The organism is Mesonia mobilis DSM 19841 (genome assembly GCF_000423405.1).
GTDB lineage: Bacteria > Bacteroidota > Bacteroidia > Flavobacteriales > Flavobacteriaceae > Mesonia > Mesonia mobilis.
In genome coordinates this window covers 365,603-386,637 of the sequence record NZ_KE384013.1, presented here as the reverse complement: position 1 = coordinate 386,637, position 21,035 = coordinate 365,603, and the positions used below count along the sequence as shown (strand labels likewise).

Genomic DNA, 21,035 nt, shown 5'->3' with positions numbered 1-21,035 from the left:
CTTTATTTTAAAGATTAATCTTTGGTTTGATTTTCTTTGAATTGCTCAAACTCGTTAGGCTCTTCTTTTTGTGGCCAAGAATTATTGTCGGTGTTCACATCGGCAGTTTCCATATCTGGATCTACTACTACACTTTCTAATTCTTTATTGGTAGCCAAAACTCTGCTTACTTCTTGATCGTTTTTTCTCCAGATCTGTGGCGGATAAGTGATTCTTTCTGAAGTACCATCTTTGTATTTATATTCTACAATTAATGGCATTACTAAACCTCCCGGCTTGTTAAAAGTAATTTGATAGAAATGCTTAGGAACTTCCATCGAGCGACGTTCTTGCTCGCTAAAATTATCCATCATATATTCTTTCAACGTAGAAGCGTTTTCTAACGGAGATTTAGTTTTTAAATCTTCGGAATATTCTTCGCTTGCTTCTTCAACCACATAAACCGCAGGAATCTGACTTGGGTCGTCGATACCGTAACGCTTTAATATTTCTTTTCCTTCTTTTGTTGGCTTATCGGTTACAAAGTAAGATTTTACGTCTTTTACTCCGATATCTACATAATCGGTAGTATAGAACCAACCTCTCCAATACCAATCTAAATCTACACCAGAAGCATCTTCCATCGTTCTAAAGAAATCTTCAGGAGTTGGGTGTTTAAACATCCAACGTTTAGAATAAGTAGCAAAAGCGTGGTCAAATAATTCTCTTCCCATTACAGTTTCTCTAAGAATATTTAAAGCCGTTGCCGGTTTACCGTAAGCGTTATTTCCTAATTGGTAAACATTCTCTGGGTTACTCATAATCGGAGCAATATATTCTTGGCTCCCTTTCATGTAACTTGTGATCTTTGTTGGCTCTCCACGACGAGATGGATATTTCTCTAAAGGCGCGATGGCTTCAGGATATTTTTCACCAAACTCTTGCTCTGCCATAAACTCTACAAAACTGTTTAAACCTTCGTCCATCCAACCCCATTGACGCTCGTCACTGTTCACGATCATTGGGAAAAAGTTATGCCCAACTTCGTGAATAATTACACTAATCATCCCGAATTTTGTTCTATCGGTATAAGAACCATCAGGATTTGGTCTTCCGTAGTTCCAGCAAATCATTGGATATTCCATCCCTTGATTTTTTGCGTGAACCGAAATTGCTTTGTGGTAAGGATAATCGAAGGTGTGCTCACTATAAGATTTTAAGGTATGTGCCACTGCTTTTGTTGAATACTCTTCCCAAAGCGGATTTCCTTCTTTTGGATATAAAGAAACCGCCATTACGTTTTTGTTTCCTACTTTTACATTCTGCATATCCCAGATGTATTTTCTTGAAGTAGTGAAAGCGAAATCTCTTACCATTTCTGCTTCAAACTCCCAAGTTTTAGTTTTTGAAGTAGAACTTTTTTCGGCTTTTTCAGCTTCTTCTTGAGTGACAATTAAAACCGGCTTATCGAAAGATTGTTTCGCCTGCTCATAACGATCCATCATCGTTTTTGAGAATACTTTCTTTCTATTCTGAAGTTTTCCTGTCGCATCTAATACGTGATCTGCAGGAACGGTAATACTTACTTTATAATCACCAAATGGTAAAGCAAACTCGCCACTACCCCAAAATTGATAGTTTTGCCATCCTTCAACATCGTTATAAACCGCCATTCTTGGGAAGAATTGCGCAATTACATAAGCATAATTTCCATCTTCAGGAAAATACTCATACCCAGAACGACCTCTATTTACCACGTGATCATTAATATTATACCACCATTTGATCGAAAATTCAAAATCGTCTCCAGATTCTAAAGTTTCCGGTAAATCTACACGCATCATCGTTTGGTTAATGGTATATTTTAAAGCTTTACCATCTTGAGTTACTTTTTCGATATTGAAACCACCATCAAAAGGTTCTTCTACGAACTGAGAAACAAAACGTCCCGGTTGACTTACAGGACTCATCCCATTACCATCTTTCAAGGCAGATTTACTATCTTTTGCTCTTACATTTTGATCTAATTGCACCCAAACGTAAGTTAGCGGATCTGGAGAATTGTTAGTATACGTAATAGTTTCTTCACCATACAATTTTTGGTTTTCATCGTCTAACGTAATATTCATCTCGTAGTCTGCTGTGTTTTGATAGTAAGCAGGACCCGGAGCTCCAGAAGCGGTTCTATATTGGTTAGGCGTAGAAAACTCCTGATAAAGTTGTCTAAACTTATTTTGATTAATATGGCCTTGTTGCGGCTCCTCTTCTTTTTGCTCTTCTTCCTGCGCCAAAACCGCTAAAGAAAATAGAGCGAAAAGAAAAGTAAATAAGAACTTGACTTTTTTCATGAATTATATTTGATTTTAGATTAGGTTTAAAATTTGATCGTTCCTTCAGATTTATCTTTCAGTAACATTAAACTCTCGGTTTCTCCATCTTTTTTAAAATGAACTAAGTTTTTTTGGTCTTCAAATAAATCGGTTAAAACTAGGTTTGAAATCGTTGCTTGTTTAAAATTTTCAACATTTGTAGCTTCAAAATAACAAATTATCAAATCGTCTTCATAGCGTTTACCTATAAATTTTAATGGCAACTGGTTATTGTGAATAGTTATGCTGAATTTATCTTCAAAATATCTTTTAATATAGTTGTTAACTTGTGGGTTATTTTCTCCTCGAATAAGTTGCGCTTTTTCGTCGTAACGCGTTTGCAATAATTTCTCAAAATCGTCTACAAACATTCTGCTAATGATCTGAAGTGATTTTTTTTCTTCCACATATTCAATTTCAGTAACGCTCATATAATATTTATGAATTCCTGAAGTGAAGCTGGAAAGTGAGATAATTAAGGTGAATAATACAATTATTCGTTGAAATTTCATTTAGGGTAAATTTTTCAGATTCTTGTAATCAATAACTTTTTCTTCAAAAAATTCTGACAATTTAAAGTTATTTTCCTTTTTGACTACTAAATTTCTAAAAAGTTTAAATTCTGTGCAGTAATATAAAAAATCTTCAACGTATTCTTCCGGTAGTTCTAATTCGGTCACAAAGTAATCGAGCGGCCTAGAATTATAAGCTTTGATCATTAAATTTCGCTCTTTTTCGTAATCGCGTTGACGGTAAAGCATCGCCATTCTCCCGGAAAGCGTATTGATAATGGGATCTATAGGAATAATTCCACTACCGGTACTTGCCGTATAAATTCGGCGTTGCGCAGTTGTGGGTTTGGGTTTGGTATTTACAGGTAAGCCGTGATCTGCAGGATTAAAATAAGCATTGGTTTCTATGTTATCGGCATCTTTGATGAGATCGCCCGACAGATCGATGTTGCTAATATTTACTTCATCTAACTCATTCACCAAATTAAATAAGAAAATCGTATTGTTTTTTTGCTGAAGTAATTCTTTACTGATCGTAATTTGATAAGATTCGTATTGAACAGAAGAAAACATCACCTCATCTCCTACTTTTGCATCGATACTAAACTCACCACTTTTAGCATTCACTGTCCCGAGTTTCTGAGTTAAGTTTACAATATTTACTTGCGTAAAAGAAATTGAATCGGCTACGATTTTTCCTTCAAATTTTTGTGCAAAACCCTGAGAAACGAGCGATAAAAACAGAAGAACAAAAAAAATATGTTTGGTAGTTATTCCCATTCTTTAAATATAGCGTAAGCTTTTCTTTTTTCAGTTAAAAATTCGATCATTTCTAACTCACCGGCCGTTTTCATAAACTTTTCGAAACCTTCTTGCTCTGCACAAAAATAAAAGAAATCATCTACATATTCTTCAGGAATTTCAAGGTCTTCAGTAATATATTCTCTAGAAACTAAGGCTTGAGCTCTAGCGATTAAAGCTTCAAATTCTGAAATTGCTTTCATCCGTTTTAGCATTGCCATTCTACCGGAAAGAATATCGATAATCGTAAAAACACCTCCGGTCGATGCGGTATACAACCTTCGATCTTCTACACTCATAGGTTCAACGCTAGGAAAACCAAAAGAGGTTGAATTTAAAAATGGCTTAGTTTCTATAGTAGCGGCATCTTCAACCAGATTACCGGTTAAATCGATATTGCTAATTTTTACTTCGGCTAATTCATTTACCAAAGGAAAAAGGTAAATAACATTATTAGTTTTTATGTTTTCTTTGGTAACGGTAATTTGATAAGGTTCATATTGCACTGATGAAAATACAATCTCGTCGCCAACTTCTGCATCGATCACAAATTCTCCATTTTTATTATTTACCGTACCAAGTTCTTTATTGATATTAACAATATTTACCTGAGTAAACGATATTGAATCGGCTACGATCACTCCAGAAAATTGCTCCTGTTGTGAAAAAGCAGCTACGCTAAGTATAAAAATGAGAATCGAAAAGTGTTTCATAAGCCACGTCTTGCCCTAAAAGACGTGCTTATTTTAGTCTTGTTGCATCTTATAAGTTTTGCTTTTATCGATTAAAAATTCGATAAGCGCCAACTCATTGCCTTGCTGAAGCATATTATCTTGCAGACCATTTTCTTCAGCATAATAAATAAATTCATTTATATTTTCACGATCGATATCTAAATTTTTTCTAAAGAAATCGTCATTGTACACTTTTCTAATCTGCACATCGATTTCGTCTCTAACAATTTCTTTTTCTTCATTTTTATTCGACTTGAAAATCTCTCTAAAAATATTCGCAAAATTAAGTCCGTTGGTTAAATAACTTTTATCGATCGCATCGTTTTCTACTTTAGAATGGCTATCGGGTCTAAACTCATAATCTTTTGTATTTGCCATTTCTATACTCGATTGCTGCGGAAAGTTAGCATCGACAGTTTTAATCTTAGCAACATCTACTTCAACATTACCCGATAAGTCGTAAGGTCTCACGGTAACTTCATCTAACTCTGTAACAGACTCGTTGATAGTAATATTCAGTTTTCCTGTTTTGATTACATTTTCATCGATAATCACATTAAAATCTTGGTATTGAATCCCCGAAAACACCAGCTGGTCTCCTTCATCTACAGAAATATAAAATTCACCATATTCATTAGTAACAGTTCCTTTCGTAGTGTTTGAATTATAAACGTTAATATCTTCAGCAGAAGCATCTGCACTTACATTAATTTTCCCTTTAATTAATGTTCGAATATCGATTTGTGCTGAAGTAGCTATCGAGAGTAAAAAAACCGGGAGAAGTATAAGTAATTTTTTCATCGTTAAATTTTTAGTTAAGTTACCAATAACTGTCTTATAAAAAACCTAAAACGCGCGTAAACTTTTGTTAAAGCAAGACTTTGCTATAAATTTACAGAAAAACTTAGAAAAATGAATTGTATTATAGCCAGCACTTCTACCATTCACGGCAGTGAATATCTCGCTTATTTAGAAGAAGCACTTAAAGATTTATATAAAGATGTAACTGAGATAATTTTCATTCCATACGCGCGTCCCGGCGGAATTTCTCACGACCAATACACGCAAAAAGCTAAAGAAGGATTGGCTTTTTTAGATGCTGAAGTAAAAGGCTTACACGAATTTGAAAATCCTGCGGAAGCGCTTAAAAATGCACAAGCTTTATTTACCGGTGGCGGAAATACATTTTTGCTGGTTTCTCAACTCTACAATCAAAAAGTGTTGGAACCTCTGCAACAAGCTATAAAAAGCGGTACGCCGTATTTAGGTACCAGCGCCGGAAGTAATATTTGCGGACAAACAATGGGTACGACCAACGATATGCCAATTGTTTACCCACCAAGTTTTAAAACCTTAGGTATTTTAGAATTTAACCTAAATCCACATTACTTAGATCCCGATCCTAATTCTACTCACAAAGGCGAAACTCGTGAAACGCGTATCAAAGAATTTCATCATTTAAATTCGATGCCGGTGGTTGGTTTACGAGAAGGCAGCTGGCTTTGTGTAACCGAAAATGATATTGTACTGGAAGGCGGACTAAAAGCTCGTGTTTTTGAAAAAGACCAAGATGCTTACGAAGTTGAGAATGGCACTTCTTTTAAAGATTTAAAATAATGGATTATCAAGCCATTTTAAATGTGATCGAAAAGGAGCTGGAACATTTTGATCCCGGCGGAAAAGTACCCGATTATATTCCTGAACTTGCCAAAATACCGGCAGATAAATTCGGGATGCACTTATATTGTTTAGACGGAAAAAACTTTAGTTTCGGCGACCATGACGAACGTTTTTCGATACAAAGTATCTCGAAAGTTTTCACCTTAGCTTTAGCAAAAAAACATGGTGGCAAAAAGATCTGGAAACGTGTAGATGTAGAACCATCGGGAGATCCGTTCAACTCTTTACTTCAACTAGAAAAAGAAAACGGGATTCCGCGTAACCCTTTTATCAATGCCGGTTCACTGGTGATTGCCGATATTTTAATTTCAGAACTAGAAAACCCGAAAGAATATCTTTTGGACTTTGTAAGAGAAATTAGTGACGATCCTACGATCGAATATGACGAGAAAGTTGCTGCTTCAGAATACCAACACGGTTATCGCAATATAGCTTTAGTAAATTATATGAAATCCCTTGGTAATATTGAAAATGATGCTGACGATATTTTAGATTTTTACTTTCATCAATGTTCGATCGCGATGTCTTGTTGCCAATTAGCGAAAGCATTCGTCATTTTTGCCAATGAAGGAAAAACACTAATTACTAATAAAAAAGTGATCGGTGCCAATAGCGCCAAACGTATTAACGCGATTATGCAAACTTGCGGCTTTTACGATGAAGCCGGCGAGTTTAGTTTTCGTGTAGGTTTACCCGGCAAAAGTGGTGTTGGCGGTGGCATTGTTGCTGTACATCCCGGGCAATATTCAGTAGCAGTTTGGAGTCCGCTTTTAAATGAAAAAGGAAATTCTGAAAAAGGAATGAAAGCGTTGGAAGAACTTACTTCACTTACCGGATTATCTATTTTTTAAACTATTTATATGATGAAAAGAATTAGTCTCATTTTATTGAGTTTTTTAGGAATGATCGCTTGTAAAGAGCAAGCCAAGGAAAATAACACCGCTAAAGAAACTACTTCTGTTCATAAAAAAGAACCTAAAGAAATTCAGCTTGAAAAAATTTGGGAAACCGATACGCTTTTAACTACGGCAGAATCTGTTTTGTACGATAAAACTCGTGATCGAATCTTAGTTTCTAATTGTAATCAAGGCGGTTGGAAAATGGATGGCGATGGTTTTATTGCTGAAATAGATTTTGACGGAAATATAAAAACCTTAAAGCTTATTGAAGGTTTAAGCAGCCCAAAAGGAATGGCTTTAATCGCCGATACTTTATATGTGGCAGATTCGAAAGAAATCGCAAAAATAGATTTGAATACTAAAAAAATCATTAAGCGTTTCGCTTTAGAAGATGTTGAAGATCCTCAATTTAATGATATTGTTAAAAAAGATGAAACGCTATATATTTCAGCTTGCAATGCCAAAAGTATCTATAAAATTGAAAACGACAGTTTACAATTAGCCTACAAAGGAAGCTTATCTCGACCTAACGGATTGCTTTTTAGAAATGATTCTTTATTTGTAATGAATAGCAAATCACAAGATCTAAAAGTAATTTCTAAAGACGAACAACTCACAACGCTCACCAAAGACATTGGTGCCGGCGACGGAATTACGAAACTCAATAAAGATGAATTGATCGTATCCGATTGGAACGGACAATTATTTCATATCGATCAAAAATTCAACAAAAAACTTTTATTAGATACACAAAAAGAAGGTTTCAACACTGCAGACATTCAGTATTTTGAAGATAGAAATCTACTTTTAGTGCCAACTTTCTCAGGAAATACGGTTGCTGCTTATCGCATTAAAAAATAAAAAACCTCATTAGAAAACTAATGAGGTTTTTAGAGCGGGAGACCAGGTTCGAACTGGCGACATTCAGCTTGGAAGGCTGACGCTCTACCAACTGAGCTACTCCCGCAAAGCGACGGCAAATATAATATAAGCTTGACATAATTACCAAATAAAATTTCAAAAAATTTGATATGAGTTTTCTGAAATTAATTCTATTTTTAAACAAATAAAAAAATTGAAACTATGAGTAATAAACCAGGAAAATCTCAAGACCTGATCGATCATAAATTTTTAGAAGAACGCAAAGTTTTTCTTTGGGGCCAAGTAGACGACAAATCTGCCAAACATCTTGTAGAGCGTTTTCTATATTTAGACGCACAAGGCAAAGGCGATATTCAGTTTTACATTAACAGTCCGGGAGGCTACGTAACCTCCGGTTTTTCTATTTACGACACGATGCAATCACTTTCTTGCGACGTTTCGACAATTTGTACCGGTTTAGCCGCATCAATGGGATCGATATTACTTTCAGCAGGAACAAAAGGCAAACGTTTTATTATGCCGCACGCTCGAGTAATGATTCACCAACCTAGCGGTGGCGCACGCGGACAAGCTTCGAATATCGAAATTCAGGCACAAGAAATTCTAAAAACTAAAGAATTAAGTGCTCAAATTCTTGCCGATAATTGTGGGCAGTCTTTTGAAAAAGTGATGAAAGACTTCAACAGAGATTATTGGATGAATGCAGAAGAATCTCTGGAATACGGGATCGTAGATCAGCAATATTCAAAATAAAAAACCATGAACCACGAGATCTTACACAAAGAAAATCATACCAACGGTATGTTTTATATGGAAGATGCTGAAGGTAAAGTTTGTGAGCTTACGTATGTAAAAAAAGATCAAGTCTTAGTGATCGACCATACGCAAACTCGCAAATCTTTAGAGGGAAAAGGTTTAGCGAGTCAGATTCTTGACCATACCGTAAATTATGCTCGAGAAAATGGTTATAAAATCGATCCTCTTTGTCCTTTTGCTGAAGTAAAATTCGACGAAAACGAAAGTTACCAAGACGTAAAAGCTTAATTCTTTTGAAAATACATATTGAAGAAGTAAACGTTGAAGAGATTCTTCCCGTAAGGCAAACGGTTTTAAGAAACGGAAAGCCTCGGGAAGAATGTTTTTTCGAAGGCGATTTAGCTGAAGAAACGATTCATCTAGCACTTTACAACAACGAAGAACTCATTGCTATTGCAAGTGTTTTAAAGGATGCTTCTGAAAAAATCGCTACCAATAATCAATACCGATTACGCGGTATGGCCGTCGTACCCAACCAGCAAAGTAAAGGTTATGGCAGGCATTTGTTATTGTATGCTGAAGATTTAATTCAGCAAAAAGCGCCGGCAACGCTATGGTTTAACGCCAGAACTACTGCCATTGAGTTTTATCAAAAAAACAATTTTCAAGTTTTTGGAAAGGAATTTGATATTCCTAATGTTGGACCCCACTTTTTGATGTTTAAAAATTATGAACAGACGTAACTTTATCAACCTCTCTTTACTAACTTCTGCAGCAAGTTTAATTCCTTTACAAAGCTTATTTTTTTTTACTGAAGAAATTTCTACGCAAGAATTGCTTGGTAAAGGTTCGCCAGAACTGTTTGGTAACGGCTACAAATTACGTAAAGCAGCTTATGAAGATTTTATAAAAATGCAGCAAGCGGCTCAAGCAGATGGGATCGCTATTCAAATCGTTTCGAGTTATCGCAGTTTTGATCATCAACAACGCATCTGGAATGGCAAATACAAACGCTATACAGAACGAGGCTTAACTCCTACTCAGGCCATTCATAAAATTATCGATTATTCAACCATTCCGGGAACTTCGCGTCACCATTGGGGAACCGATATCGATATTATCGACGCTAACCCAAGTGCGCCTTCTTCTCTACTTCAACCTAAAAACTATTACGGCGATGGTGTTTATGCTCCTTTAAAAAAATGGATGGATCAAAACGCTGAAAAATTCAATTTTCAATTGGTTTACACCAAAAATGAAGACCGAAAAGGCTTTAAACATGAACCTTGGCATTTTTCATATGCGCCACTTTCAATTCCTTATCTAAAGAAGTATCAAAAGTTAGAAGTAAAAGAATTGCTACAAAGTTCAAATCAGATTTTAGGGAATGAAAACTTTTCTGAAAAATTTATTCAGAAATACATTTCTGAAAACGTTTTAGAAATAAATCCCACACTTTTGGCATAAATTACCGATAAATGACACCTAATTTTAGGAAAATATTATAATTTAGCCTTTTAATAGATATTATCTTTACCCCAAAATTCACATAATGCCCAACAAAGCCATTTTAATGATTTTAGATGGATGGGGTTCTACTCAAGATCCGAAAGAATCTGCCATCTACAAAGCAAATACCCCAAATTTCGACAAACTTTTTAACGAATACCCTCACGCTCAACTTCGTACCGACGGAATGAATGTTGGTTTACCTGAAGGACAAATGGGAAATAGTGAGGTTGGCCATATGAATTTGGGAGCCGGACGTATTGTTTATCAAGATCTCGCTAAGATTAATATGGCGGTTGATAACGATACTTTAAAAGACGAAGCTGTTTTAAAAGAAGCATTTAATTATGCCACAACTAACGACAAAGCAGTTCACTTTCTAGGTTTAGTAAGTGACGGCGGCGTACATTCACATATAAAACACCTTAAAGGTTTAGTACATGCTGCAGACCAAGCCGGTGTAAAAAATAAATACGTTCACGCTTTTACAGATGGTCGTGATGTTGACCCAAAATCTGGTAAAGGTTTTATTGAAGATTTACTTCCTTCTTTAGAAGAAAACAACGCAAAACTAGCCTCTGTAATTGGTCGTTACTTTGCGATGGATCGTGATAAACGTTGGGAACGTACTAAGAAAGCTTACGATCTTATTGTGAACGGTGTTGGTAAAAAAACCGAAAATCCTTCAGAAGCAATTCAAGAAAGTTATGATAACGATACCACCGATGAGTTTATAGAACCTATCGTTGTTACCGAAAATAATGAACCTACAGCAACTATTCAAAAAGGTGATGTAATCATTTTCTTTAATTTTAGAACAGACCGTGGTAGACAATTAACGCAAGCGCTTTCTCAAGAAGATTTTGGTGATTACGAAATGAAAAAAATCCCACTGTATTTTGTAACGATGACTACTTACGATGAATCGTTCGAAAGTATAAATGTGGTTTATAAAAAAGATAATATTAAAGCTACTTTAGGAGAAGCTTTAGAGTATTCGGGCAAAACGCAGTTAAGAGCTGCTGAAACAGAAAAATATCCGCACGTAACATTTTTCTTTTCTGGCGGAAGAGAAAAACCATTTAAAGGCGAAGAACGTATATTAGTTAACTCACCAAAAGTTGCTACTTACGATTTACAACCAGAAATGAGTGCATACGAGTTAACTGAGAAATTAGAGAAAGAAATTTCGAAAGCATCGATAGATTTTTTCTGTATCAACTTTGCTAACCCAGATATGGTTGGTCATACAGGAGATTTTGATGCAGCTGTTAAAGCCTGCGAAACCGTAGATGAATGTTTAGGCAAAATTTACGAAGCGGCTAAAGAAAATTATAACATGATCATTTTAGCAGATCACGGAAATAGTGAGAAGATGATTAATGAAGACGGTAGTGCCAATACCGCGCATACCACCAACCCGGTTCCTGTTATTTTAGTGAGCCCCGATAAAAAAGAAATTAACGACGGAATTTTAGGTGATGTTGCCCCAACCATTTTAGATTTAATGGATATTGACCAACCTGAATTAATGACGCAAAAATCTATCCTAAAATAATGTATATCAGCTTTTTAAATAAAATAAAGTATAGTGCATTAATAATTTTATTTGTAAATTTAACATTAGTTGCACAAGAGGATAAAACTCCTAACGATAAAGATTACACTGGTCTAATTACGCAAGAAGATTTTAGAACAGGCTATACAAAAAAATGGTTCAATAAAGCCTATAAAGCTTACGAGCCAAATGAAGAAATAGTTCAACAAATAAAAAAGCCCATTAAGCAATACCGTATCAAGGTATTTATGGGAACCTGGTGTCCAGATAGTAGAAGAGAAACACCTAAGCTTTTAAAATTGTTAGATGAAGTAAACTTTAAAGAAAAGAATTTGGAGATTTACGCGATGGATCATTACAAATCTACTGAAGCCAATTATGAAGAAGATTTAGATGTACATCACGTACCAACCATTATTTTTTTCGACAAAAAAGGAAATGAAATCAACAGGTTTGTTGAATTTCCGCAGGAAACATTTGAAGAAGATATTTTAAAGATTGTTACCAACCAATCATATCAAAATCCCTACGCAGAAGAGTAGGAATAAAATTAAAATGAATGATTAGTGATAAGTCTTTAACCATAGCCGTAGATTTTGACGGCACGATAGTAGAAAACGCATATCCGGGAATTGGTGAAACTAAAATTTTCGCTTTTGAAACTCTTAAGCGATTAGAAAATGAAGGCCACCGATTAATTTTATGGACGTACAGACACGGCAAACGCCTACAAGCAGCTGTAGATTTCTGTAAAGAAAACGGTCTTGAGTTCTATGCGGTTAATATGAGTTATCCTGAAGAAGAATTTGATCCTCAATTGAGCAGAAAGATTAATGCTGATATTTTTATTGACGATAGAAATGTAGGAGGATTTTTAGGATGGGGAGAAATCTATCATGAATTAACCAATGTTAAGCCAGAGATCCCGAAAACAAGTAAAAAAAAGAAAGGTATTTTTTCTTTCTTTAAATAATATAGAATAATAAGTTAATGATCATTACCAAAACTAGCGAAGAATTAGAGTTAATGCGTGAAAGCGCACAAATCGTATCTAGAACATTAGGAGTTATAGCAAAAGAAATAAAGCCGGGAGTAACAACACTTCAGTTAGATAAAATAGCTGAAGATTACATTCGATCTCAAGATGCAATCCCAGGTTTTTTAGGCATGTACGATTTTCCTAATACGCTATGTATGAGTCCAAATGCTCAAGTAGTTCACGGTATACCCAATGATAAACCTTTAGAAGATGGTGATATCATTTCTGTAGACTGCGGAGCGGTAAAAAACGGCTTTTACGGTGATCATGCTTATACTTTTGAAGTTGGCGAAGTATCGCCAGAGATTAAACAGCTTTTAAAAGTGACTAAAGAGTCACTATACCTGGGAATTAAAGAATTTAAACTTGGTAACCGCGTAGGAGATGTAGGATATGCTATACAAAAGCACGCAGAAGATCACGGTTACGGAGTAGTAAGAGAACTTGTAGGTCATGGTTTAGGTACCAAGATGCATGAAGACCCAGAAATGCCCAACTACGGTAAAAGAGGCCGTGGTAAAAAATTTGTAGAGGGTATGGCAGTAGCCATAGAACCCATGATTAATTTAGGAACAAAACGCATCAAACAACTTCGTGATGGCTGGACTATCCTTACTGCAGATGGAAAAGTCAGTGCACATTTTGAACATGATGTGGCCCTGGTAGATGGTAACCCCCAATTGCTTTCTACCTTCGATTATATTTATGAATCATTGGGAATTAAAAGCGAAGAAGAAGATGAATTTAGAAAAAAATGAGTCCTTTTACCGCGACAACAATTTCGTTGAAGAATGGCGGTATTACTATGAAGACGACTGGGCAGAAGGCTACGAAATAGCCATTTCCAGCAAAGGTAGAGTGATGAATTTTGTAAAAAGCAAAAACGGTGTCATTCTTAAAGGAAGTTCTATTAACGGCTATCAAGTTTTCAACACGAAAATGAAAGATGGCAAACGTAAAAACTTCTACCTGCACAAAGTTATGGCGATTGCCTTTTTAGACAAGCCAGAAGACGGTCTTTTTGTAATTCATAAGAATTACGATAAAAAAGACAACAACATTAACAACCTTGCTTGGGTTAACCGTAAAGAATGGGAGAAACACCAAGACAAGAACCCAAAAGTAATTGCAAAGCGACAAAGTAAACGTAGAACGTATACCAAACTCTCTTATGCTGAAGCAACAATTTTAAAAAAGAAATTATTAGATCCGAACAGAAAGACAAGACTTAAAGTACTTGCCAAACAGTTTGGTGTTTCAGAAATGCAGTTACACAGAATTAAAACGGGAGAAAACTGGGCAGATCTTAAGGTATAATATGATTAAAAAAGTATTTAAATCTGTATTAAATACCATTCCCAGACCCTTATTAATTAAAGCTAGCTATATTGCTAAACCTTTTTTAGTAACCTTTCTTAGAGGAAATAAATACACCGACCCGATCGATGGTAAAAGCTTTTCGAAGTTTTTACCTTACGGTTACGAACAGCAACGAGAAAATGTATTATCTCCTTCTACGTTATCGTTAGAAAGGCATCGGCTTTTATGGTTATACTTAAAAAATAAGACAGATTTTTTCACTGCGAAGAAATCTGTCTTACATTTTGCTCCAGAACAAGCTTTTTACAAGCGTTTCAGGAGACTTTCGAATATTGATTATACGACTACAGATTTAAATTCACCTTTAGCCGATGTAAAGGCTGATATTTGTAATTTACCATTTAACGATAATCAATACGATTTTATACTTTGCAATCACGTTTTAGAACATATCCCCAACGACACTAAAGCTATGCAAGAATTGTATCGAATTCTTAAACCTAATGGTGTTGCTATTTTACAAATTCCGCAAGATTTAAGTAGAGAACATACCTTTGAAGATGATACGATTACAGATCCTAAAGAACGAGCAAAAATCTTTGGGCAGTATGATCACGTTCGTATCTACGGAAGAGATTACTTCAACAAACTAAGAAGTATAGGTTTTAACGTTATTGAAGCTGATTATACTAAAGAATTATCTGCGGAAGAAATTGATAAGTACAGATTAGCAAAAGGTGAAATTATTCCAGTTTGCCAAAAACCGGCAAATTAATCTTCTACGAGTGATTCGTTAAATTTTGGAGTAGTAAATATTTTTGTACTATCATTTTCAGTATAAATTAAATAAGCTTCTACCCTATCTAAATTCTGAAGTACTTTTTTCGACTTTTCTAATCCCATAGCCATAAATCCTGTAGCATAAGCATCTGCTTCAGCACAAGTTTCAGCAAGAACAGAAGCGCTTAAAATATTGCTACGTTCTGCTTTTCCTGTCTTTGGATTAATGGTATGTACAAATTTTTGACCGGTCACCGAGTCTACTCGAAATTTTCTGTAGTTACCAGAAGTTGCCAATGCACGATCTTTAAGTTCTAAAATAGCAATGATCTCACGATTGCCATCTTCTTGGTAAGGATCGTCTAAGCCAACTTTCCACGATTTATCTTTGGTAAGGTTTATTCCTTTAGCTCTTAATTCACCTCCCAATTCAACTAAATAATTTTCTACGCCTTGAGATTCTAAATAAACTGCTAAACGATCTACCGTATAGCCTTTCGCAATAGCATTGAATTCTAAATAACTATTTTTATGAGGTTTTTTAACTTGGTTTTCTTCAGTTAAATAAAAATCTTTAAAACCTACTAAACTCACTAAAGAATCGAGATCTTTTTCGGTAAGCTCATTTAATTCTTCTGCACCAAAACCGTAAGCATTAACTAAATTACCAACCGTTGGGTCAAAATAACCGTCTGTGTTAGCGTAAATTTCTTTAGATAGATTAAATACTTCTCGAAACATTTGATCGACTTTTACGTCCTTATTTCCCTTATTGATTTTTGAAATATCTGAATTCGGCAAATAAGTACTCATCGATTTATTGACCGCTTCAAAAATAGAGTCGAAACCTTGTTCCCAATTTTCTGACTTATCACTGTAGAAATTGATATGATAAGATGTTCCTAAAGCATTTCCTTCTACATATTCCGACTGAAGACTTGGTTTATTTTGGCAAGAAATAAAATTGAAAATCGCCAAACCAACTAGTAAATATTTAAAGTTATTCATAAGCTTGTATTCCTGAATAATTAACTACATAATCATCTTCTGAAGTAACCGGTTTTTCTAAGTCTGAAGAATTTGCAATGCCAACACCTGCATAGAAGGCTTTCGCTTTAAATTTTACAGCGTGATCTCGAATCGTCGTCATTAAAACGTGATCTATACTTTTAGGATCGTCTGGATAAAGTACCGCACGTACGATCACAAAATGAAGCTTTTTATTTTTTAAAGCTACAAATTGCGGGTTTCTTTTAAGCGTACTGTTAATACCTAAAAACTCATAACCGTTAGCCTCTAAATCTTTGCCAACAATATTCATTGCCAGATTATGTAATTCTTGTTCTGATAGTTTAGCCATAAAACAAAAATAAAACTTTGAGTATTGCTAATGTAAAAACTGAAGATAAAAAACAAAAAAAGTCCGATGCGGTTAACATCAGACTTTTATTTATTGTTTTGTTAGATTTTATCCTCCAAAATCATCAAATCGAATGTTCTCATCTGGGATACCAAAATCTTCTCCCATCTTCTGAACAGCTTTATTCATTAATGGAGGTCCACAGAAATAAAGTTCAATCTCTTCGGGCTCATCGTGCTTAGAAAGGTATTGATCGATCACAGCATTGTGAACAAAACCTAAGAAACCGTCTCCTTCAGCATCATGAATATCTTTTTTCTCTTTCCAATTATCTTCTTCTAAAGGCTCTGAAAGAACTAAGAAAAATTTAAAGTTATCGAATTCTCTTTCTAATTCTCTAAAATGCTCTAAGTAGAATAATTCTCTTTTTGAACGACCACCGTACCAATAAGTAACTTTTCTACCCGTTTTTAGGGTTTTAAATAAGTGGTATAAGTGAGAACGCATTGGCGCCATACCAGCCCCACCACCAACATAAAGCATTTCTGCTTCACTCTCGTTGATGAAGAATTCACCGTAAGGTCCTGAAATTGTCACCTTATCACCTTTCTTTCTAGAGAAGATGTAAGAAGAAGCAATACCAGGATTTACATCCATCCAACCGTTTTTAGCACGATCGAAAGGAGGAGTTGCAATACGAACATTCAACATAATCTCACGTCCTTCTGCAGGGTAAGAAGCCATCGAGTAAGCTCTTTCTTCTTTCTCTGGATTCTTCATTACTAAAGGCCAAAGTTTAAAGTTATCCCACTCTTTTTTGAATTTATCTGGTTCACCAGGATGTTCTTCCGGATGAGCCGTAATATCGATATCTTCATATTTTACAGTACACTTTGGCACTTCGATCTGAATATATCCTCCAGCTTCATAATCCATATCTTCCGGAATTTCAACAACAAATTCCTTAATGAATGATGCTACGTTCCAGTTTCTTACTACAGTTGCTTCCCACTTCTTCACTCCAAATACTTCTTCCGGTATTTGGATATCCATGTTCTGCTTTACTTTTACCTGGCAACCTAAACGCCAACCTTCAGCAATTTCTTTTCTTGTAAAGTGTGGTTCTTCTGTTGGTAAAATACTTCCGCCACCTTCTTTAACGATACATTTACACTGAATACAAGTACCACCTCCTCCACAAGCAGAAGGTAAAAATAATTTATTATCACCTAAAGTAGATAATAACGTTCCACCGGAACCTACTTCAATGTTCTTTTCTCCATTAACATTAATTTTCACCGGTCCTGAAGGAACAAGTTTTGCTTTTGCACCTAATAAAACACTAACTAATAATAATATTAATGCTAAAAATACTACTACACTAGCAATGATAACTGTCATAATCTTACTTATTAAATTTTGTATTGTCTATAGATGACAATGTTTGCTCAGTATTATTATCTGCTTTTTCTTCGATCATTTCAACTGAAGAAGTTTCTGTTTCAACAGCTTCTGCTTCTTCTTGACCATCTAATTTTATTCCCATAAAGCTCATAAAACCAATTGCCATAAGACCTGTAATGATAAAAGTAATTCCTAATCCTTTTAATGGAGCCGGAACGTTTGAGTAAGCAATTTTCTCACGAATAGCTGCAATTGCTAAAATTGCTAAAAACCATCCGATACCACTACCTAAACCATAAGTAACTGCTTCTCCTATACCTCCGAAATCTTTTTGTTGCATAAATAAAGATCCTCCTAAAATCGCACAGTTTACAGCGATAAGTGGTAAGAAAATACCTAATGCACCGTAAAGTGCCGGAGCAAATTTTTCAACAATCATTTCTACTAATTGTACCATCGATGCAATTACCGCGATGAACATAATGAAACTTAAGAAACTTAAATCAACATCCAGAAATTCATCGCCTAACCAAGATAAAGCTCCCGGTTGCAATAAATAAGCATCCATTAAAAAGTTAATAGGTACCGTAATCGCTAATACGAATATAACTGCTGCTCCTAAACCAACCGCTGTTTTTACGGTTTTGGAAACTGCTAAATAAGAACACATTCCCAAGAAGTAAGCAAAAATCATATTCTCTATGAAAATACTTCTAACAAATAAGTTTAAATACTCTTGCATAATTTATCTTTTTAAAGCAGTATTGACTATGCTTCTTCTATTAATTTTCTGTTTCTAGAACGTTGAATCCAAATCACGATACCCACAATAATTAATGCCATTGGAGCCAATAACATTAAACCATTATTCTCATATCCTAAAGCGTAAAGACCTGTAGATTCTGCCATAGTAGCGCCTTTATGACCAAGCACTTCGATACCCCAAAGTTTACCAGAACCTAATAGTTCTCTAAAAAATGCTACAATTACAAGAATTATACCGTAACCGGCAGCGTTACCAATACCATCTAGGAATGATTTGTAAATACCGTTACCTAAGGCAAACGCCTCTAAACGCCCCATTACAATACAGTTAGTAATAATTAAACCAACGAATACCGATAACTGTTTACTTAAATCGTATAAAAATGCTTTTAAAACCTGATCTACTAAAATTACCAAAGCAGCCACTACTACTAACTGAACGATAATTCTAATTCGGCTAGGAATTAAGTTACGCATTAAAGAAATGATCATGTTACTAAAAGCCATTACTACCATTACTGCTAACGACATTACCACTGCCGCTTGTAATTGTACTGTAATTGCTAATGCAGAACAAATACCAAGTACCTGAACTGTAATTGGGTTATCATCATTTAAAGGATCTGATAATAACTTTAAGTTTTGCTTAGATAAGAAGCTTTCTTTTTCTTCTGAACTTGAAAGGAAAAGAATCATTTCTTTCTTCTTAGCTTCTTTCTCTGACATTTGTGTATTATTATTTTCTTGAGCCATAAAAATTTTATTTTACTGCTACTTTCATATCAGTTTGTTGCTTAAAATAAGGCAGGTAATATTTTAGCCTTTTTGAGATCATTTTGGTAACACCGTCTCCGGTAATTGTAGCTCCAGAAATAGCATCTACAGCATTATCATCTTTATTGTTACCACCACCGTAACCTTTTACGACAGATACACCCACTAAGTTACCAGAACTATCAAAGATTTTCTCATCTGCAAAGCGTTCCTGAAACCAAGCCTTTGTAATCTCACCACCAAGACCGGTTGTTTCTCCTTTATGATCAAAAACAACACCTTTTACAGTATTCACATCATCTTTTAAAGAGATATAACCCCAAATCGCATCCCAAAGACCAGTACCACGAAGCGGAATTATATAATACTTCTCCCCGTCTACTTCAGCTTCATATAAAGGAAATTGTTGCTCATTATCGTCTTTACCTAATTCTTTAGCTAAATCTACATTGAAGGCTTTATCTCCTTCAGCAATAACTTCACCTTTATTATTTAAAGCAATTTGATTAGTGATGTATTTTTTAAAATTGGCTTCTGCTAATGGACGCGTTAACGGAACCAACTCACCATTTTGTTCTATTGAATCTACACCAACTGTATACAGGATGTTTTGCATTTTCTCCTGCTTCACATTAGCATTTTGTCTATCTTTTAAAGATATAGAAGCAAAAGCTAATACAGACCCTACCACTATTACCATAATGATAGCGAATATAAATGTATATGCGTTACTACTCTTATCCATTATACTGCTGTTTTAACTTGTGCTTTAACTCTCTTCTTACGTTTCTTGATGTTACCTTGAATCACATAATGATCGATGGTAGGAGCAAACACATTCATTAATAAAATAGCTAACATAATTCCTTCTGGGTAAGCCGGGTTAAAGATTCTAATCATTACCGCGAACAAACCAATTAAGAAACCGTAAATCCATTTTCCTTTGTAAGTCTGAGCTGCAGATACAGGATCTGTTGCCATAAATACAACACCGAAAGCAAGACCACCAATTACTAAATGATTATACCAAGGGAAATTCATTAAATCGTTATTAGGATAACTTCCACCTAACAAATTAAAGATAAATGCCATACAAGCAGCCCCTAAGAAACCACTTACGATAATTCTCCAGCTACCAACTTTTGTTAATACTAACAATAAAGCTCCGGCTAGAATACAAATTGTAGAAGTTTCTGCAATAGATCCCGGTATTAAACCAGAGAACATATCCATAGTATTATAAGGAACATCGGTTCCTGCTGCTAGCTTCCCTAAAATTGTTTCACCAGAAACTGCATCTAACTCACTTGCTTCACTCACCCAAACGCCGTTACCAGACATATAAGTTGGGTATGCAAAGAAAGCAAAAGCTCTTGCGGTAAGGGCAGGGTTTAGAATATTCATTCCTGTACCACCAAACGCTTCTTTACCGATTAATACTGCAAAAACAACAGATACCGCTACCATCCATAATGGAATATCTACCGGCATCACCATTGGGATAAGTAAACCGGTTACTAAATAACCTTCATTTACTTCGTGACCTCTAAAAACAGCAAATGCGAATTCTATACCAAGACCAACCGCGTAAGAAACTGCAACCATCGGTAAAACCTTGATTGCTCCTTCTCCCATAGCTTCCCAAAAACCAACTTGTTCTTGAATCTGACTTAAATATTGGTAACCTGCATTCCAAATCCCGAAAATTAATGCCGGAATTAAAGCAATTACCACTGTAATCATCACTCTTTTTAAATCTACCGCATCTCTTACGTGAGCTCCTTTTTGGGTTGTGTGATTAGGCACAAACAAAAAAGTATCTAACGCATTGATTGCGGGTGCGAACTTTTCGTATTTTTTTCCTTTGGAAAATGGCTCTTTTATCTTATCGAGCCTTTGACGTATCCACTTCAT

At 35.2% G+C, this 21,035-nt stretch carries 25 protein-coding genes and 1 tRNA gene; 13 read left to right on the top strand and 13 right to left on the bottom strand.

Translation table 11 applies throughout. The annotated features are described in order from the left end of the window. Window positions 1-14 precede the first annotated feature (14 nt). Genes G551_RS0114255 through G551_RS0114235 form a run of 5 tightly spaced genes read right to left on the bottom strand, consistent with a single transcriptional unit; the run spans window position 15 to window position 5,196 of the window. Window positions 15-2,327, bottom strand: coding sequence for a M1 family metallopeptidase (locus G551_RS0114255; protein WP_027886190.1), 2,313 nt, complete (start codon window positions 2,325-2,327; stop codon window positions 15-17). Between the two features lie 26 nt (window positions 2,328-2,353). Continuing rightward, window positions 2,354-2,860, bottom strand: coding sequence for a DUF6702 family protein (locus tag G551_RS0114250; RefSeq protein ID WP_027886189.1), 507 nt, complete (start codon window positions 2,858-2,860; stop codon window positions 2,354-2,356). Next, window positions 2,861-3,640: a hypothetical protein gene (locus tag G551_RS0114245; RefSeq protein ID WP_027886188.1), complete on the bottom strand. Its 780-nt coding sequence runs from the start codon at window positions 3,638-3,640 to the stop codon at window positions 2,861-2,863. Then, complete coding sequence (locus G551_RS16005; protein WP_051191418.1) at window positions 3,631-4,374, bottom strand: peptidase associated/transthyretin-like domain-containing protein; 744 nt, start codon at window positions 4,372-4,374, stop codon at window positions 3,631-3,633. Before G551_RS16005 ends, G551_RS0114245 begins: the two co-directional genes overlap by 10 nt. A 33-nt stretch (window positions 4,375-4,407) precedes the next feature. Further along, a complete protein-coding gene (locus G551_RS0114235) occupies window positions 4,408-5,196 on the bottom strand; it encodes a carboxypeptidase-like regulatory domain-containing protein (RefSeq protein ID WP_027886187.1) in 789 nt (262 codons plus the stop codon). A gap of 111 nt (window positions 5,197-5,307) precedes the next feature. Between G551_RS0114235 and pepE the strand changes: the two genes are divergently transcribed. The 3 genes from pepE to G551_RS0114220 are packed head-to-tail and all read left to right on the top strand — an operon-like array spanning window position 5,308 to window position 7,835. Then, complete coding sequence (pepE, locus tag G551_RS0114230; protein ID WP_027886186.1) at window positions 5,308-6,012, top strand: dipeptidase PepE; 705 nt, start codon at window positions 5,308-5,310, stop codon at window positions 6,010-6,012. Next, window positions 6,012-6,926: a glutaminase gene (locus G551_RS0114225; RefSeq protein WP_027886185.1), complete on the top strand. Its 915-nt coding sequence runs from the start codon at window positions 6,012-6,014 to the stop codon at window positions 6,924-6,926. Before pepE ends, G551_RS0114225 begins: the two co-directional genes overlap by 1 nt. 12 nt (window positions 6,927-6,938) lie before the next feature. Then, window positions 6,939-7,835 (top strand): NHL repeat-containing protein, encoded by an 897-nt coding sequence (locus tag G551_RS0114220; protein ID WP_027886184.1) that lies wholly within the window; start codon window positions 6,939-6,941, stop codon window positions 7,833-7,835. Between the two features lie 33 nt (window positions 7,836-7,868). On the opposite strand, the gene G551_RS0114215 is transcribed toward G551_RS0114220, so the two are convergent. Continuing rightward, window positions 7,869-7,941: transfer RNA gene (locus G551_RS0114215), tRNA-Gly, on the bottom strand. 116 nt (window positions 7,942-8,057) lie between these two features. Here G551_RS0114215 and G551_RS0114210 point away from each other — a divergent pair. From G551_RS0114210 to G551_RS0114165, 10 genes are all read left to right on the top strand, one after another. Beyond that, window positions 8,058-8,609: a ClpP family protease gene (locus G551_RS0114210; protein ID WP_027886183.1), complete on the top strand. Its 552-nt coding sequence runs from the start codon at window positions 8,058-8,060 to the stop codon at window positions 8,607-8,609. Window positions 8,610-8,615: 6 nt separating this feature from the next. Further along, complete coding sequence (locus G551_RS0114205) at window positions 8,616-8,900, top strand: GNAT family N-acetyltransferase (protein WP_027886182.1); 285 nt, start codon at window positions 8,616-8,618, stop codon at window positions 8,898-8,900. A 5-nt stretch (window positions 8,901-8,905) separates the two neighbouring features. Then, window positions 8,906-9,355, top strand: a complete 450-nt coding sequence (locus G551_RS0114200) for a GNAT family N-acetyltransferase (protein WP_036243981.1) — start codon at window positions 8,906-8,908, stop codon at window positions 9,353-9,355. Further along, a complete protein-coding gene (locus G551_RS0114195) occupies window positions 9,342-10,079 on the top strand; it encodes a M15 family metallopeptidase (protein ID WP_027886180.1) in 738 nt (245 codons plus the stop codon). Before G551_RS0114200 ends, G551_RS0114195 begins: the two co-directional genes overlap by 14 nt. An 85-nt stretch (window positions 10,080-10,164) precedes the next feature. Further along, window positions 10,165-11,679: a 2,3-bisphosphoglycerate-independent phosphoglycerate mutase gene (gpmI, locus tag G551_RS0114190; RefSeq protein WP_027886179.1), complete on the top strand. Its 1,515-nt coding sequence runs from the start codon at window positions 10,165-10,167 to the stop codon at window positions 11,677-11,679. Next, window positions 11,679-12,221: a thioredoxin family protein gene (locus G551_RS16000; RefSeq protein WP_051191417.1), complete on the top strand. Its 543-nt coding sequence runs from the start codon at window positions 11,679-11,681 to the stop codon at window positions 12,219-12,221. Before gpmI ends, G551_RS16000 begins: the two co-directional genes overlap by 1 nt. A gap of 17 nt (window positions 12,222-12,238) precedes the next feature. Next, window positions 12,239-12,652, top strand: coding sequence for a BT0820 family HAD-type phosphatase (locus tag G551_RS0114180; RefSeq protein WP_027886178.1), 414 nt, complete (start codon window positions 12,239-12,241; stop codon window positions 12,650-12,652). Window positions 12,653-12,669: 17 nt separating this feature from the next. Continuing rightward, window positions 12,670-13,476: a type I methionyl aminopeptidase gene (gene map, locus G551_RS0114175; protein ID WP_027886177.1), complete on the top strand. Its 807-nt coding sequence runs from the start codon at window positions 12,670-12,672 to the stop codon at window positions 13,474-13,476. Next, entirely contained in the window at window positions 13,457-14,035 is a 579-nt protein-coding gene (locus tag G551_RS0114170; protein WP_027886176.1) for an HNH endonuclease, read from the top strand. Before map ends, G551_RS0114170 begins: the two co-directional genes overlap by 20 nt. 4 nt (window positions 14,036-14,039) lie before the next feature. Continuing rightward, window positions 14,040-14,813 carry a class I SAM-dependent methyltransferase gene (locus G551_RS0114165; RefSeq protein ID WP_027886175.1) on the top strand — a complete coding sequence of 258 codons (774 nt, stop codon included), beginning with the start codon at window positions 14,040-14,042 and terminating at the stop codon, window positions 14,811-14,813. Here the strand turns inward: G551_RS0114165 and G551_RS0114160 are convergent. The 7 genes from G551_RS0114160 to G551_RS0114130 all read right to left on the bottom strand — a co-directional run bounded on the left by G551_RS0114160 (window position 14,810) and on the right by G551_RS0114130 (window position 21,035). Then, window positions 14,810-15,826 carry an FAD:protein FMN transferase gene (locus G551_RS0114160; RefSeq protein ID WP_036243978.1) on the bottom strand — a complete coding sequence of 339 codons (1,017 nt, stop codon included), beginning with the start codon at window positions 15,824-15,826 and terminating at the stop codon, window positions 14,810-14,812. The two genes, G551_RS0114165 and G551_RS0114160, sit on opposite strands and share 4 nt — an antisense overlap. Beyond that, window positions 15,819-16,178, bottom strand: coding sequence for a hypothetical protein (locus tag G551_RS0114155; RefSeq protein ID WP_027886173.1), 360 nt, complete (start codon window positions 16,176-16,178; stop codon window positions 15,819-15,821). The genes G551_RS0114160 and G551_RS0114155 overlap by 8 nt, the downstream gene beginning before the upstream one ends. A 108-nt stretch (window positions 16,179-16,286) precedes the next feature. Further along, window positions 16,287-17,579, bottom strand: coding sequence for an NADH:ubiquinone reductase (Na(+)-transporting) subunit F (gene nqrF, locus G551_RS0114150; protein WP_027886172.1), 1,293 nt, complete (start codon window positions 17,577-17,579; stop codon window positions 16,287-16,289). 4 nt (window positions 17,580-17,583) lie between these two features. Continuing rightward, window positions 17,584-18,324, bottom strand: coding sequence for an NADH:ubiquinone reductase (Na(+)-transporting) subunit E (gene nqrE, locus G551_RS15995; protein ID WP_051191416.1), 741 nt, complete (start codon window positions 18,322-18,324; stop codon window positions 17,584-17,586). 26 nt (window positions 18,325-18,350) lie between these two features. Beyond that, window positions 18,351-19,073, bottom strand: coding sequence for an NADH:ubiquinone reductase (Na(+)-transporting) subunit D (locus G551_RS0114140; RefSeq protein WP_373294425.1), 723 nt, complete (start codon window positions 19,071-19,073; stop codon window positions 18,351-18,353). Window positions 19,074-19,107: 34 nt separating this feature from the next. After that, window positions 19,108-19,866 carry a Na(+)-translocating NADH-quinone reductase subunit C gene (locus G551_RS0114135; protein WP_027886170.1) on the bottom strand — a complete coding sequence of 253 codons (759 nt, stop codon included), beginning with the start codon at window positions 19,864-19,866 and terminating at the stop codon, window positions 19,108-19,110. Continuing rightward, a complete protein-coding gene (locus G551_RS0114130; protein WP_027886169.1) occupies window positions 19,866-21,035 on the bottom strand; it encodes an NADH:ubiquinone reductase (Na(+)-transporting) subunit B in 1,170 nt (389 codons plus the stop codon). Before G551_RS0114130 ends, G551_RS0114135 begins: the two co-directional genes overlap by 1 nt.

What these genes read in the sequence shown, in the direction of transcription:
- pepE (WP_027886186.1), top strand. Translation starts at nt 5,308, where the DNA reads ATGAATTGTATTATAGCCAGCACTTCTACCATTCACGGCAGTGAATAT.
- nqrE (WP_051191416.1), bottom strand. Translation starts at nt 18,324, where the DNA reads ATGCAAGAGTATTTAAACTTATTTGTTAGAAGTATTTTCATAGAGAAT.
- G551_RS0114220 (WP_027886184.1), top strand. Translation starts at nt 6,939, where the DNA reads ATGAAAAGAATTAGTCTCATTTTATTGAGTTTTTTAGGAATGATCGCT.
- G551_RS0114250 (WP_027886189.1), bottom strand. Translation starts at nt 2,860, where the DNA reads ATGAAATTTCAACGAATAATTGTATTATTCACCTTAATTATCTCACTT.
- G551_RS0114210 (WP_027886183.1), top strand. Translation starts at nt 8,058, where the DNA reads ATGAGTAATAAACCAGGAAAATCTCAAGACCTGATCGATCATAAATTT.
- G551_RS0114245 (WP_027886188.1), bottom strand. Translation starts at nt 3,640, where the DNA reads ATGGGAATAACTACCAAACATATTTTTTTTGTTCTTCTGTTTTTATCG.
- G551_RS0114235 (WP_027886187.1), bottom strand. Translation starts at nt 5,196, where the DNA reads ATGAAAAAATTACTTATACTTCTCCCGGTTTTTTTACTCTCGATAGCT.
- G551_RS0114140 (WP_373294425.1), bottom strand. Translation starts at nt 19,073, where the DNA reads ATGTCAGAGAAAGAAGCTAAGAAGAAAGAAATGATTCTTTTCCTTTCA.
- G551_RS0114205 (WP_027886182.1), top strand. Translation starts at nt 8,616, where the DNA reads ATGAACCACGAGATCTTACACAAAGAAAATCATACCAACGGTATGTTT.
- G551_RS0114180 (WP_027886178.1), top strand. Translation starts at nt 12,239, where the DNA reads ATGATTAGTGATAAGTCTTTAACCATAGCCGTAGATTTTGACGGCACG.
- map (WP_027886177.1), top strand. Translation starts at nt 12,670, where the DNA reads ATGATCATTACCAAAACTAGCGAAGAATTAGAGTTAATGCGTGAAAGC.
- G551_RS0114255 (WP_027886190.1), bottom strand. Translation starts at nt 2,327, where the DNA reads ATGAAAAAAGTCAAGTTCTTATTTACTTTTCTTTTCGCTCTATTTTCT.
- G551_RS0114135 (WP_027886170.1), bottom strand. Translation starts at nt 19,866, where the DNA reads ATGGATAAGAGTAGTAACGCATATACATTTATATTCGCTATCATTATG.
- G551_RS0114130 (WP_027886169.1), bottom strand. Translation starts at nt 21,035, where the DNA reads ATGAAGTGGATACGTCAAAGGCTCGATAAGATAAAAGAGCCATTTTCC.
- nqrF (WP_027886172.1), bottom strand. Translation starts at nt 17,579, where the DNA reads ATGACAGTTATCATTGCTAGTGTAGTAGTATTTTTAGCATTAATATTA.
- G551_RS0114195 (WP_027886180.1), top strand. Translation starts at nt 9,342, where the DNA reads ATGAACAGACGTAACTTTATCAACCTCTCTTTACTAACTTCTGCAGCA.
- G551_RS0114160 (WP_036243978.1), bottom strand. Translation starts at nt 15,826, where the DNA reads ATGAATAACTTTAAATATTTACTAGTTGGTTTGGCGATTTTCAATTTT.
- G551_RS0114155 (WP_027886173.1), bottom strand. Translation starts at nt 16,178, where the DNA reads ATGGCTAAACTATCAGAACAAGAATTACATAATCTGGCAATGAATATT.
- G551_RS16000 (WP_051191417.1), top strand. Translation starts at nt 11,679, where the DNA reads ATGTATATCAGCTTTTTAAATAAAATAAAGTATAGTGCATTAATAATT.
- G551_RS0114225 (WP_027886185.1), top strand. Translation starts at nt 6,012, where the DNA reads ATGGATTATCAAGCCATTTTAAATGTGATCGAAAAGGAGCTGGAACAT.
- gpmI (WP_027886179.1), top strand. Translation starts at nt 10,165, where the DNA reads ATGCCCAACAAAGCCATTTTAATGATTTTAGATGGATGGGGTTCTACT.
- G551_RS16005 (WP_051191418.1), bottom strand. Translation starts at nt 4,374, where the DNA reads ATGAAACACTTTTCGATTCTCATTTTTATACTTAGCGTAGCTGCTTTT.
- G551_RS0114170 (WP_027886176.1), top strand. Translation starts at nt 13,457, where the DNA reads ATGAATTTAGAAAAAAATGAGTCCTTTTACCGCGACAACAATTTCGTT.